The following is a 12,999-nucleotide window of genomic DNA, read 5'->3' on the forward strand; positions in this document are numbered from 1 at the left end:
CAGACTATCAGGCAGGCATACGAATTCCGCGCCCGAAGCGCGGATTATTTACGGCGCATAAAAAAATTGCAACCTGACAAAATTTTGCGCTCCAACGGCATTCGACATCTGCTCGATTTCGTTGGCACGCCGAATCACGGAAGCACTCAGACCATACTCACCGCGCTGCCATAGATAGCCGATTTCCAGCTCGCCGCCGCGCTTTTTAGTCGCAATCGAACGCGCCTCATCATTAAAATAACCGCCTTCTATGGTCGCGTTATAGGCCACCGCTTTCACCGAGCCTTTGAGGAAGACGTAGCTGGCCGGCTGATACGGCAAGCTATTGAGCGTACCGGCCCGCAATTCCAGCTGCGCCCCGGCATCGGTGAAAATATTCCCGAAACGTCCATTCAAGCGTGGCGTCAGATCGACCCCGGCCATGGGCAGCAAGCGCCCGGGCGACCATTCACCCGAGAGCACCAAGCCGGCCTCGTTGCGATACTGGGTACTCCAGGCTTGCGGCAGCCTTTGTTTCAGTAAATGGTGCAACTGTTGCTGGCTCCAGGCACCACCGGCACAGCGACCGAAACAACCGATATCAACGCCCCAGCGCCAACTGCGCCCGGTCGATTCGGTTTTTGCGCCGAACACGCCAGCGTACAGCCAGCCAGCGTAGCGATGATCATTCGCGGCTAATTGCGCGGGCAACAAATTGGTATCCGATGCCGTATAAAAATCCTGCCCGAAGCGCCAGCCATATTCGGTCGATAGCAGCGCTGTTTGCAGCAGCGAGGTTTGCTGCAGGTGCACGCCACTGGTATAAAATTTATCATCACGATTGAGGAGCAGGCTGTCATTCTCGATTTCCAACTGCCACAGCGATTTACCGGCCGCGCGCACGGTTTGCATTTCCTGCCAAGATGGCGCAAGCAAAATATCGTCGGCCACGGCCGCACCAGCAAGCAGTGTCAAACCAAGCGCCACCAGCGCGCGGTAGGCGCCGGTTTGCTGCATTTTTGCGTTAATCATTATTCTGTTCACATTCTTGCTTAAGTAAGGTAGCCAGCATCGTCTCCACCGCCAGCGCCGTCTGCTCGGGCTGTTCGAGTGGAATCAAATGCCCACCGGGAATCAGTGTGTAATTGCGACCCATCAGTTTTTTCGTATAGTAATCGCCGGCCTGAGCACACTCTATGGATTCAGTGCCACCGATGAAACCGATAGGCACCGCCGGCGGACGGCGAATCAAGCGTCCCAAACCATGCGGCAACGTGCGATAAATAGCCGTTTCCACTTCGCGCGTGAAACGCAAGCTCACACCTTGCGCAGACGGCAGCAGTCCGGCATGCATGTAATCCCATAACACTTCGGTCGGCCAGATCGCAAACTTCTCTTTCGCGGCAAAATGCCTGTGAGCGTGCTCAACACTATCCCACACGCAGCGGCGCTTCTCTGCAAAGCGTGCCGGCGAAAATTTACCATCGAGTTTAAGAAACTTCACTACCCGCAATAACAGCGCGCGCCAACCGGCCACCAAGGGCGAATCGAGCACGATTACGGCACGCACCAAATCGGGACGGGCGCGTGCCGCCATCAAAGATAAAATACCGCCGAGCGAATGACCTAGCAACACCACCGGCACCGAATAGCGCGCTTCCAGCGTCGCTATCAATTCCTGCACCAGCTCGCGCCAGCCGTCGGTAACCGGATAGGCCGGATCATGCCCCAACATATCACTGACCCCAACGACGTGATTACTACGCAGTTGATCGAGAAAAACGCGGTAAGTCCCGGCCGGAAAACTGTTGCCATGTACGAAATGTAGAACCGCTCGCTCCAAAGTATGCTCCATATTGTAGTCAGCGCATTGAAAAATGCATCATGACTTCAATTGTAATGCGCCAACAGGCTTTCCTGCAGACTTAGAAGAATTATTCCACAATCAGGTACAGCCTCAGCGCCCATGCCAGTAGCGCGCATGCTGCTGGCGGTATGCAGTAATCGTCACGCGCTCACCGAGCTCGACACTCAGCGCACCATGCCTATCGGTGCGCCAGCGCATGCTGCCGACATCGGCATAGCGCTGCCACACCACCGAGTGAGGGTGGCGATAGCGGTTATAGTGACCGAATTGAAAAATCGCTGCTTGCGGCTGCACGGCCGCCAAAAAAGCGGCGCTCGATGAAGTCTTGCTGCCATGATGCGGTACCAATAACACCGACGCACGCAACTGCTCACCATACTGCGCCAACAAGGCCGTCTCCTGCGCCGCCGCGATATCTCCGGGCAGCAGCACCGCATGCTGCACGCTACTGACCTTCAGGGTGCAACTACGCGCATTATCAGACAACTTTTCATTGGCATACGCCGATAACGCTGGCTGCAACACCTCGAACACCACGCCATCCCACTGCCAACGCTGACCAGCGTGACAGCGCCAGTGCTGCCGCGCCGCGCCAAGCAAGGGATGATCCGACGCCAATGAGCTGGCCACCGCCGCCACCTCCAGCGACTGCAAGATACTGGCAGCACCACCGGCATGATCGAGATCGGCGTGGGAAATCATCAGCACATCGAGTGCGCTGATGGCACGCCTCTGCAAATACGGTAAGAGCACACTTTGGGCGGCATCCGACGAGACCGAATAACGCGGCCCTGCATCATAAAGCAAACGATGCTTCGCTGTTTCCAGCAGCACCGCCGTGCCCTGCCCAATATCAAACACCGTCATGCGCAAGCTCCCCTCCGGCCAAGCCTGCCGGGCTGGAAACAACATCGGCAAACAACACACCAGCCCCAGCCAACGCAGCGGCCAACCACGCGGCAGCAATGCCCACGCCACGCCACATGCAGCCAAGACCCAAGCCCACCACGGGCCACGTTCGGCGCGCCACAGCGCCGCCGGCAAGCCACTCAAATACTGCAACACAGGCATCAGCGCGCTAAATAAAATGTCGCTTATTTGCAACAACCAGCCCGATATCGGAGACGGCATCACACTCCCCAGTAAGGCCAACGGCGTCACCGCCAAACTGATCAGCGGAATCGCCAAGGCATTCGCCAAAGCCCCGAGCAGGGCCACCTGTCCAAACAAAAACAGACTCAGCGGCAGCAAACCTATGCTGACCGCCCATTGACTGCGCAATGCCGCGAGCAACAATGCGCGCCAGCGCTGCCAGCCAGGCGGCGGACGACGCGTCGGCTGTGCCGCCGCATAAGTCAGCACAGCCACCGCCAAAAACGATAACCAAAAGCCCGGCGCCAGCACCGCCCACGGATCGCACAACAGTACCAATACCAGCGCCAGGCACAATACCGCAAAAAAATCACTGATCCGACCGCACCACAAAGCCAAGGCCACCGTCAGCAACATGATCAAGGTGCGCTGGGCGGGAATGCCGAAGCCGGCCAAAGCCACATACAATAAAGCCGCTGAAGCACCACTGACAGCAGCCACTTTTTGCGCCGGCAACAGCAAGGGCAAAGCATGCCCACGCCAACGCGCGCGCCGCCACAGCGCCGCACTGAGCTTAGCAAACAGCGCCGCAATCATACTCACATGCAGACCCGAGATACTGATCAAGTGACCAATGCCGGTGCGATTGAACAGGACCCAATCGGCCGCTGAAATCGCCCGTTGCTCGCCGATTACCAAAGCCACCAACACACCGGCATACGGATGATTCGGCAAGGCGGCAAAAATACGCGCGCGCAACCAGCCACGGCTGCGTTCGAGCAGATACCTTGGCTGCCACACCATGGGGTCGAGACGGCGATTCAGCTCAGCCGCACTGCGTACCGTGCCGACCGCGCGCACACCACTTTCAAGCAAGCGCAATTCGGTGTCAAAGCCACCAAGATTGGCATAGCCATGCGGACGCTGCACGCGTACCCGCAATTGCCAGCGCTCGCCAGGCAAAAGTGCCGGCTGCAATTGCGACCAGCTCAAACTGATTTTTTTTGGAAAGACCCGCCATTGCTGCGCACTCAAACGCGGTGCCAGCACCTGTTCAACGGCGAAATCAAGCCGCTGCCCGGCTTCGAAGGTTTGAGGTAAAGAGGCAACGCAGCCGATCAGCGTTACTTCGCTACGCTCGAATTCTGCAGTCAATTCGGTTTGCAAAGCCAGTGTCGCCATTGCAGCAGCCCATGCCAAGCCAGCCAAGGCAAAGCCAAGGCAAACGCCACTGCGACGCCACCAAGATGGGCAAGCCAAGGGATGCGGAGTACAGCCATAATGCAGCAGCAAAAATGTCGCACACAAAGCCAATAAAGCTAATTCCGCTACCGTATACAAACTGTGCTGTTGCTGCAGACATGCGACGCCAAACACAAAAGCGAGGCATGCCGACCGCATCATTTACCCCAAAGTATTCATGCGCGGCAAAACCGCCCGGGCATTGGCACTGGTTTGCGCCGCCAGTTCAGTCACGCTCAGCCCACGTAATTGCGCCAGCACCGTGCCGATGCGCGGCAATTCGGCCGGATAGTTATTCCCCTTGCCTAGCCAGGCCGGCCGCATATCGGGCGCATCGGTTTCGAGCACAATGGCAGCGAGCGGCAATTCCACGGCCAGACGGCGGATTTGTAAAGCGCGCGGATAGGTCATGGCACCGCCAAAACCAAGCTTGAAACCAAGTTCAATAAACATCTGCGCCTGCTGAGCACTGCCATTGAAGGCATGGGCGATGCCGCCGACGACCGCAATGCGCCGCAATTGCTTGAGTATTTGGTCTTGCGAACGCCGCACATGCAAAAGCACCGGCAAGCCGACATCGCGGGCGATTTTCAATTGCTCACTGTAGAAATATTCTTGCTTCTCGCGCAAAGGACTTTGTTTCAGTGCCGGCACAAAATAATCGAGCCCGATTTCGCCGATCGCCACCAAGCGCCGGCCGGCTGGCGGATCTTGCAGCAAGCTGGTCACGCGTGCGCGCAAAAACGCCAAATCGGCCTCAACCGAAGTCGGCACATACATGGGGTGAATGCCGAGCGCAAAAAAACAATCGCTGCGCTGCTGCGACAAGGCTTCCACTGCAGCAAAATTATTCTTGTGCACAGCCGGCAACACCAAGGCCGACACCCCGGCCGTGGCCGCGGCATCGGCCAGCACAGCGGCAGCGTCAGCGAATTCGCTGGCGTCGAGATGACAATGGGTATCGATCCACATGGCGGGCGTCTTTCATGGTGGGCAAAGACTTGTATTATGCGCACATCGCGGGCCGCGACTCAAGTTTGGCACGACCGGCGGTCAGGTGACAGCTGCTGCGCATGGCAGCAGTCATTTTCAGACCCGTCCTATAGAAATCCAAACAAAAAGTGCTTAGGATAAATCCGTCACAATTCCGTGATGGTATTTTTAAAAGAGCATATCATGCAAAAAAATTATCCCTAGGTGAGGCAGAGAATACTCTCGCAATACACCAATCGAACTCGTCTGTACCCCTTCTGCGCGAGCTAAACGCTCAAGAGATTGAATTGGTAAGCGGCGGAACAGGTTCATGCACGGTTAAAGTAGACAGCCATGGAAAGTCAGAGGCATCCTGCAGCATCACTTTTTAAGTAAAGTCTGACTCGAATGTTTTTTGTTAATATTATTTAATCTCAAGTGCATTATTTTGCTCTCGAGATCAGCGATGAAATTTTCCAAGGACAGCCCATGTCTCCCCGAACGCTTCTCTGCTCACTCTTTCTGAGTCTGATCTCTTGGCAAACATCACAGGCCACCGACACCGCCGCCATTTTCATCGAAGGCAAACAACTCCATTATTACGGCCTTATCAGCGCCGCTGCCAATGAGCAGTTATCGCGTATTTACCAGCAATCTACACCCAAGCCAGAGTGGCTTTCCATCAAAAGTCGGGGCGGTGAAATCGATGATGGCATAGCCTTGGGCAATTGGATCGCCGACCACAAACTGCATCTGCAAGTCCTCGAATACTGCCTTTCTTCTTGCGCCAATTATGTTTTCCCGGCAGCGAACAAAAAACAGATCAGCCATTTCGCCATTATCGGCTTTCACGGCGGCGCCGCCAGTAACTACAGCGCACAATTAGAGCAATTATCTGCCACCGTACCGGACTGGCCACAGCAGCGCCCGAAGTGGGAAGCACAAATGGATCAAAAACGTCAACGTGAACGTGCGTTTTACTATCGCATTCACGTCGATGCGCGTCTACCCATAATGGGTCAAGCTGCCCGCTTTGCCACTCGCCGTCATGAAGGTAAGCATAAGGGCTGGGTGTACAGCCTGGCTGCTTACCAAAAATTAGGCGTGCATGATGTCGAGTTCATCAAACCAAACTGTCGATCACAGCCTGATCTCGGTTTTTTTGAAATTGACGCCGACATGGTCGACGTCGCTGACGACACGACAACGAGCATACCTTAGGGCGCGGCGGACTGAATCGCAGAAGAATTGACCGCTCGGATTAAATCTGCGCTTCCCTATACAATGCGTCCACACTACCGAGCACGCAGCCGCAACTACAACATTTGCCGCGCCACCAGCACACCATCGGCATCGGCATAGATCCAATCGCCGGGATGAACCGCTACACCCGCAATGAGCACGCGCACATCGCGCTCACCGCCGCCGCGTTTGAGACTGCGCACCGGCATGCTGCCGCGGGCACGCACACCGATACGGCAGGCATTGATTTCTGCTACATCGCGGATACAGCCATCGACCACGAGCCCAGCCCAGCCATTATCTTGTGCCAACTTGGCCAGATTGCCGCCGACCAAGGCGCAGCGCAGGCTGGCACCGCCGTCTATCACCAATACCCGCCCCTGCCCGGGCGTTTCCAGCGTAGTGCGCACTAATCCATTGTCTTCAATCAATTTCAAACACACGGCCGGCCCGGCAAATGCCAGCTCTGCACCATAGGCCAAGAACAGCGGCGGCAGCGCAGAGAGGGTGCCGGCTTGCAGTTGATCTTCATAGGCGTCACATAAATCGCAGGTAGCAAACTTCATCGTTTTCTCCAAAGTGGTGCATCAATCATGCCGCACCCATTCTAAACCCTCAGGCCGCCAGTGCCCGCGTGCGACCGCCAAGCTTGACCGCGGTCAGGATTGCCAACACTTGAGCTCGGTTTTCCCCACTCACCCATTCGCAGCTCCGATCAAACCTCAACAGAGCAAAAAAAGCGACGCGCAAGCGTCGCTTTTTTATTTCCCCAGCGCGCTTCAGCTCTCGAAGCGGCTGAATACCAGCTCACCATCGCGCACTTCAACGGCAATCACATCTTTCGGCCCGAATTTTCCTTGCAAAATCTGCTTGGATAAAGGGTTTTCGATCTGATGTTGAATCGCCCGTTTCAAGGGCCGCGCCCCGTAGACTGGGTCGAACCCGGCTTCGGCTATTTTCAGCAAAGCGGCATCGCTGACGCGCAAACCCATTTCCATTTGTTGTAAACGCTGTTCCAGAGTTTTCAACTGGATTTTGGCGATCGCCCCGATATTTTTCGCGTCGAGCGCATGGAACACCACGATTTCATCGATACGGTTGATGAATTCCGGCCGGAAATGGGTTTTTACTTCACCCATCACCGCCATCTTGATCACTTCCGGATCGCTGCCTTCCATCGCTTGAATCTGGTGCGAACCGAGATTCGAAGTCATGACGATGACAGTGTTTTTAAAGTCCACCGTGCGGCCATGGCCATCGGTCATGCGACCATCATCCAATACCTGCAGCAACACATTGAAGACATCATGATGCGCTTTTTCCACTTCATCGAGCAAAATCACGCTGTAAGGTTTGCGCCTTACCGCCTCGGTCAGGTAACCGCCCTCTTCATAGCCGACATAGCCGGGCGGTGCCCCGATCAAACGCGCCACCGAGTGCTTCTCCATGAATTCGCTCATATCGATGCGGATCAAGGACTCTTCGGTATCGAACATAAAGCCGGCCAGCGCCTTGCATAACTCGGTCTTACCGACCCCGGTAGGGCCGAGAAACAGGAACGAGCCGTAAGGCCGCCCCGGATCACCGAGCCCGGCACGGGAACGACGAATCGCATCCGACACCGCGACGATGGCTTCATGTTGACCGACCACGCGCTGATGCAGCGCCTCTTCCATATGCAGCAATTTCTCACGCTCGCCCTGCATCATCCTTGACACTGGAATGCCGGTGGCACGCGACACAATTTCCGCGATTTCTTCCGCCCCTACCTGCGTACGCAAGAGCTTGAGCTTGCTACCGTCTTGCTGATTCTTATCGGCTTGGGTATCAGCCTGCTTCAACTGCGCTTCGAGTTCCGGCAAGCGCCCGTACTGCAGCTCCGACATGGTTTGCCAATCGCCCTTGCGTTTGGCATCTTCCATTTGCAAGCGGATTTGTTCGATCTCTTCCTTAATATGGGTACTGCCCTGCACGATGGCTTTTTCCGCCTTCCAGATTTCTTCCAGATCGGCATATTCACGCGAGAGCTTTTCGATTTCGACCTCGATCAAGGCCATGCGCTTGTGCGAGGCTTCATCTTTCTCGCGCCGCACGGCTTCGCGTTCGATCTTCAGCTGTATCAAACGACGATCGAGCTTATCCATGACTTCCGGCTTGGAATCGATCTCAATCTTGATTTTGGCGGCAGCCTCATCGATGAGATCAATCGCTTTATCGGGCAAGAAACGGTCGGTGATATAGCGTTGCGACAGTTCGGCCGCCGCCACGATGGCTGGATCGGTGATATCAACGCCATGATGAACTTCGTATTTCTCTTGCAGTCCGCGCAGAATGGCGATGGTGGCTTCGACACTCGGTTCATCGACCAGTATTTTCTGGAAACGCCGTTCCAGCGCGGCATCTTTTTCTATGTATTTGCGGTATTCATCGAGCGTGGTCGCACCGACGCAGTGCAACTCACCGCGCGCCAAGGCTGGCTTGAGCATATTCCCGGCATCCATCGCGCCCTCGGCCTTACCGGCCCCGACCATGGTATGCAGTTCATCGATGAAAACGATGGTCTGTCCTTCGTCGAGCGCGATTTCTTTGAGTACCGATTTCAGACGCTCTTCAAATTCGCCGCGGTATTTGGCACCGGCCAACAAAGCTGCCATATCGAGCGACAACACGCGTTTCGACTTCAAGCTGTCCGGTACTTCGCCGTTGACGATGCGTTGCGCCAGCCCTTCGACGATGGCGGTTTTACCAACGCCTGGCTCACCAATCAGTACCGGATTGTTTTTACTGCGCCGTTGCAGCACCTGAATGGCACGACGAATTTCATCATCGCGGCCGATCACCGGGTCGAGCTTACCCATACGGGCGCGTTCAGTCAGATCGAGCGTGTATTTTTTCAAGGCTTCACGCTGGCCTTCGGCATCGGCCGAATCGACTTGTCCACCGCCACGCACCGCCAAGATAGCCGCTTCTAAAGCCTTACGGGTTAAGCCTTTTTCGCGTGCCAATTTACCGGCTGTCGATTTATCATCGGCCAAAGCCAGCAAGACCATTTCACTGGCCAAAAATTCGTCGCCGCGTTTTTGCGCTTCTTTCTCCGACAGATTGAGTAAGCCAGTCAACTCGCGACCTATCTGCACTTGTCCATCGGTACCGCTGACCTTGGCCAAACGGTCGATAGCCACTTTAAGATCAGTCAGCAGCGCATTGACATTGACACCGGCTCGCTGCAGCAAAGAGCGGCTGCCGCCATCATCCTGATTCAGCAGCGCGACCAGCAAGTGAACCGGCTCAATGTATTGATTATCATTGATAACGGCCTGACTCTGGGCATCGGCCAAAGCTTCCTGCAGCTTGGTAGTAAGTTTATCGAGACGCATTCTGTTGCTCCTGAGTGAATTCTATGCATCAGCAATTTGGGGCAATCACTGGCAATTCAAGTCTTGCGCCAAGCATGCGTCCCGAGTTTGTCCTAGCTCAAACTAAGTTGAAAAAATCCGCGACTCACTCAAATCGTCCGGCTACTTTGAATTGCTCGGTGACCAGTAACAATGCCGCGGCAATCCCCGGCTCCATCGCCGCATGGCCGGCATCACCAATCATATGTAACAGCGCCTCCGGCCAAGCCTGATGCAGACGATATGCGGAAACCGGCGGACAAATCACATCATAACGACCCTGCACGATGACAGCCGGCAGATGACGGATAACTGCCAGCTCCTGCAGTAATTGCTCATCGCGCATAAAACCGCCGTTGAGCATGTAATGCGCTTCCAAACGACCGATACCGAGGCTGACTTGATCTGACTCGAAATCGGCAATCGCTTGCGCTTGCGGTTCGAGAAACAAACACGATCCCTCATAACGACTCCAATTGCGCGCCGCTTCCATATAAATTACCGGATCATCGCAGAACAAACGTTTGACATAGGCTTGCAACAGATCGCCGCGCTCGTCGAGCGGTATTGCTGCGGCAAACCGCCGGTGAACTTCGGGGTAAAAATTTTGTATACCATTGATGAACCAGTCGACCTCGCTGCGGCTGCACAGGAAAATCCCGCGCAACACAAAGCCCAGGCAGCACTCCGGATGCGCCTGTCCATAGGCCAGCGCCAAGGTCGAACCCCAAGAGCCGCCAAACACCAACCATTGCTCAATCCCGAGCAGGCTGCGCAAAGTCTCGATATCCTCGATCAGTAGAGGCGTGGTATTGGCCCGATATTCGCCCAGCGGCGTCGAACGACCGGCACCGCGCTGATCAAACAAGACAATACGATAATGCGCCGGATCGAAAAATCGCCAATGACCGGGGGTACAACCGCCGCCTGGGCCGCCATGCAAAAACAGTACCGGCTGGCCTTGCGGATTGCCACATTCTTACCAGTACAGCGTGTGCAGCGCATCGACCGCCAGCATACCGCTGCGGTACGGCTCGATGGCCGGAAATAGAGTCATTGCTTGCGTCATAACATTCCTTCCTGAAAATCGGCAGCCGGCACCCGACGGCACCACACACCGCTCACGATTTAATTTATACGCGCCATTTCAGATGAGCCTGCTCATCACTGTCACGCGCATCGACCCAACGCGCACCGTCCGGTGTTTGCTCTTTCTTCCAGAACGGTGCCTGCATTTTCAAATAATCCATCATAAATTCACAGGCTGCGAAAGCCGCGCCACGATGTGCGGAAGCGACCGCCACCAAGACAATCTGATCAAGCGGCAGCATGGCACCGACTCGGTGTATGACCACGCAATCGAGCAGTGGCCAGCGCTGCTGCGCCTGCTCGACGATGTCTTGCAGTGCACGTTCAGTCATGCCCGGATAATGCTCAAGTTCGAGCGCCGACACCGCGGCACCATCATTGACATCGCGAACCAAACCGACGAAGCTGACCAAGGCGCCTATGGCCGGATGATTCTTGCGCATGCGCGCGAGCTCCGTACTGAGATCGAAATCGGCCGTCTGCACACTGATTCTCATCGCTCAGCCCCCGGTAACCGGTGGGAAAAATGCCACCTCAGCACCATCGGTGAGCGCGGTATCAGGCTCACACATTTGCTGTTGGTACGCCATCCGCAAAGCCCGTTGCGCCCCCAACACCTCGGCCCACACCTCACCGCGCGCGACTAACCAGGCGCGCAACTGGCCGACCGTTTGTACCGACACGGGCACGTCGACAGTTTGTTCCGACAAATTCAGGCTTTCACGTACACTGGCAAAAAAACGTAATTGAATTTTCATGGTTGACTGTTTCAAAAAGAGGAAAAAGGCAGGAAACGCACCATCTCACCGGCGGCAATGCTCTGGCCCGCCGGCACATCGACCAAGCCATCACCCCACACGGTTGAAGTCAACACGCCCGAGCTTTGATTGGCGAACAGATCCAGTCCACCATCGGCATTGATACGAGCGCGTAAAAATTCCCGCCGCCGGTCCGGTTTGGCCCAAGTAAAATCGGCGCGTAGCGAAAACGCCTGCGGCGTCACGTCAGTCACGCCCTGCATGCGCAGTAAAAAAGGCCGCACAAATAATAAAAAAGTGACGAAACTCGATACCGGGTTACCCGGCAAACCAAGAAAAAAGCTCTCACCCACTTCACCGAAAGCCAAAGGCTTGCCGGGTTTGACCGCGATTTGCCACATATTCAAACTTCCCTCGGCTTCGACCGCTGGCTTGATATGATCTTCTTCGCCGACCGAAACACCACCGGAGGTAATGATCAAATCGTTTCCTTGTGCCGCTGCGCGCAAGGTCGCCCGGGTCGCTTCGAGCGTATCCGGCACGATGCCGAAATCGCTGATCAAACAACCGGCCCCTCGCAGCAAGGCGGTCAAGGTGTAACGATTCGAATTGTAAATCGCGCCGGGCTTGAGCGCTTCACCAGGCATGGTCAATTCATCGCCGGTAAAAAACACCGCCACGCGCGGTTGCCGCAACACCGGCAGTGTCGCCAAACCAACCGAAGCGGCCAAGCCCAGATGCTGCGCGCGCAATACCGTGCCGGCTGCCAAAATGCTGGCACCGGCGGCGATATCCTCACCGCGCCGGCGTATCCAATCACCGGACTGCGGCACATGGCCAATGATCACGTCCGTCCCATCGGCCACACATTGTTCTTGCATAAGCACGGCATCGGCACCGGGCGGTATCAGCGCGCCGGTAAAAATACGCGCCGCCGTTCCCGGTTGTAAAGGCTGGCCAAGCTGACCGGCAGCAATGCGCTGCGTCACCGGCAAACGCGCCTCAGCGCTTTGGCAATCGGCCGCGCGCACGGCATAGCCATCCATTTGGGTATTATCCAAGGATGGGACATCGAGTAAGGAGGTTTGTGCCTGCGCCAACACTCGGCCAGCGGCATCGAGCGTGGCGATCGTTTCACTTTGAGTAAGCGGGCGCACCGCGGCGAGCAGCAAGGCCAAAGCTTGATCGACACTTAACAGAGGTTTTTTTTCAGTCATTGATTACCGATACAGTGCCAAACATGGCGAAGACCCTCATTGTAGCGCGAAGCAAGCAAGCGACACAGACGGTACGGAATACCTGAGGGGCGATTTGACCACAAGCGCCGCGTTAAACCTTCACTTTTTAACAACTTCAGCAACGC

10 protein-coding genes and 1 pseudogene are annotated in these 12,999 nt (G+C 55.8%); 1 reads left to right on the top strand and 10 read right to left on the bottom strand.

Annotated features, from left to right (window positions below):
* Nucleotides 1-48: 48 nt before the first annotated feature.
* The 4 genes from RHM61_RS18600 to RHM61_RS18615 form a co-directional block, all read right to left on the bottom strand.
* A complete protein-coding gene (locus tag RHM61_RS18600) occupies nucleotides 49-1,011 on the bottom strand; it encodes a lipid A-modifier LpxR family protein (protein ID WP_322248805.1) in 963 nt (320 codons plus the stop codon).
* Nucleotides 1,004-1,822 (bottom strand): alpha/beta hydrolase, encoded by an 819-nt coding sequence (locus RHM61_RS18605; protein WP_322248806.1) that lies wholly within the window; start codon nucleotides 1,820-1,822, stop codon nucleotides 1,004-1,006. Before RHM61_RS18605 ends, RHM61_RS18600 begins: the two co-directional genes overlap by 8 nt.
* 114 nt (nucleotides 1,823-1,936) lie before the next feature.
* On the bottom strand, nucleotides 1,937-4,339 hold the full coding sequence (locus RHM61_RS18610; protein WP_322248807.1) for a DNA internalization-related competence protein ComEC/Rec2: 2,403 nt from the start codon (nucleotides 4,337-4,339) through the stop codon (nucleotides 1,937-1,939).
* A gap of 3 nt (nucleotides 4,340-4,342) precedes the next feature.
* Nucleotides 4,343-5,152 (bottom strand): TatD family hydrolase, encoded by an 810-nt coding sequence (locus RHM61_RS18615; RefSeq protein WP_322248808.1) that lies wholly within the window; start codon nucleotides 5,150-5,152, stop codon nucleotides 4,343-4,345.
* 489 nt (nucleotides 5,153-5,641) lie between these two features.
* On the opposite strand from RHM61_RS18615, the gene RHM61_RS18620 reads away from it, so the two are divergent.
* A complete protein-coding gene (locus tag RHM61_RS18620) occupies nucleotides 5,642-6,373 on the top strand; it encodes a hypothetical protein (RefSeq protein WP_322248809.1) in 732 nt (243 codons plus the stop codon).
* 95 nt (nucleotides 6,374-6,468) lie between these two features.
* Here RHM61_RS18620 and rraA read toward each other — a convergent pair whose 3' ends face one another.
* The 6 genes and pseudogenes from rraA to glp all read right to left on the bottom strand — a co-directional run bounded on the left by rraA (nucleotide 6,469) and on the right by glp (nucleotide 12,853).
* Nucleotides 6,469-6,960 carry a ribonuclease E activity regulator RraA gene (gene rraA / locus RHM61_RS18625; protein ID WP_322248810.1) on the bottom strand — a complete coding sequence of 164 codons (492 nt, stop codon included), beginning with the start codon at nucleotides 6,958-6,960 and terminating at the stop codon, nucleotides 6,469-6,471.
* A gap of 213 nt (nucleotides 6,961-7,173) precedes the next feature.
* Complete coding sequence (clpB, locus tag RHM61_RS18630) at nucleotides 7,174-9,771, bottom strand: ATP-dependent chaperone ClpB (protein ID WP_322248811.1); 2,598 nt, start codon at nucleotides 9,769-9,771, stop codon at nucleotides 7,174-7,176.
* 124 nt (nucleotides 9,772-9,895) lie between these two features.
* Nucleotides 9,896-10,858 (bottom strand): annotated as a pseudogene (pip, locus tag RHM61_RS18635) (prolyl aminopeptidase).
* Nucleotides 10,859-10,922: 64 nt separating this feature from the next.
* The gene (moaE, locus tag RHM61_RS18640) at nucleotides 10,923-11,375 is read right to left on the bottom strand and encodes a molybdopterin synthase catalytic subunit MoaE (protein ID WP_322248812.1); all 453 of its coding nucleotides are present in this window, start codon (nucleotides 11,373-11,375) and stop codon (nucleotides 10,923-10,925) included.
* Nucleotides 11,376-11,378: 3 nt separating this feature from the next.
* Nucleotides 11,379-11,636, bottom strand: a complete 258-nt coding sequence (moaD, locus tag RHM61_RS18645; RefSeq protein WP_322248813.1) for a molybdopterin converting factor subunit 1 — start codon at nucleotides 11,634-11,636, stop codon at nucleotides 11,379-11,381.
* A gap of 11 nt (nucleotides 11,637-11,647) precedes the next feature.
* Nucleotides 11,648-12,853 carry a gephyrin-like molybdotransferase Glp gene (gene glp, locus RHM61_RS18650; protein WP_322248814.1) on the bottom strand — a complete coding sequence of 402 codons (1,206 nt, stop codon included), beginning with the start codon at nucleotides 12,851-12,853 and terminating at the stop codon, nucleotides 11,648-11,650.
* Nucleotides 12,854-12,999: the final 146 nt, after the last annotated feature.

Origin of the sequence: Undibacterium sp. CCC3.4, from assembly GCF_034347425.1 — a bacterium.
Taxonomy (GTDB): domain Bacteria; phylum Pseudomonadota; class Gammaproteobacteria; order Burkholderiales; family Burkholderiaceae_D; genus Undibacterium.

Bases quoted from the DNA above. Each gene is read 5' to 3' on its own strand.
- RHM61_RS18620 (WP_322248809.1), top strand. From the start codon at position 5,642: ATGTCTCCCCGAACGCTTCTCTGCTCACTCTTTCTGAGTCTGATCTCT.
- rraA (WP_322248810.1), bottom strand. From the start codon at position 6,960: ATGAAGTTTGCTACCTGCGATTTATGTGACGCCTATGAAGATCAACTG.
- moaE (WP_322248812.1), bottom strand. From the start codon at position 11,375: ATGAGAATCAGTGTGCAGACGGCCGATTTCGATCTCAGTACGGAGCTC.
- RHM61_RS18615 (WP_322248808.1), bottom strand. From the start codon at position 5,152: ATGTGGATCGATACCCATTGTCATCTCGACGCCAGCGAATTCGCTGAC.
- glp (WP_322248814.1), bottom strand. From the start codon at position 12,853: ATGACTGAAAAAAAACCTCTGTTAAGTGTCGATCAAGCTTTGGCCTTG.
- RHM61_RS18600 (WP_322248805.1), bottom strand. From the start codon at position 1,011: ATGATTAACGCAAAAATGCAGCAAACCGGCGCCTACCGCGCGCTGGTG.
- RHM61_RS18610 (WP_322248807.1), bottom strand. From the start codon at position 4,339: ATGCGGTCGGCATGCCTCGCTTTTGTGTTTGGCGTCGCATGTCTGCAG.
- clpB (WP_322248811.1), bottom strand. From the start codon at position 9,771: ATGCGTCTCGATAAACTTACTACCAAGCTGCAGGAAGCTTTGGCCGAT.
- moaD (WP_322248813.1), bottom strand. From the start codon at position 11,636: ATGAAAATTCAATTACGTTTTTTTGCCAGTGTACGTGAAAGCCTGAAT.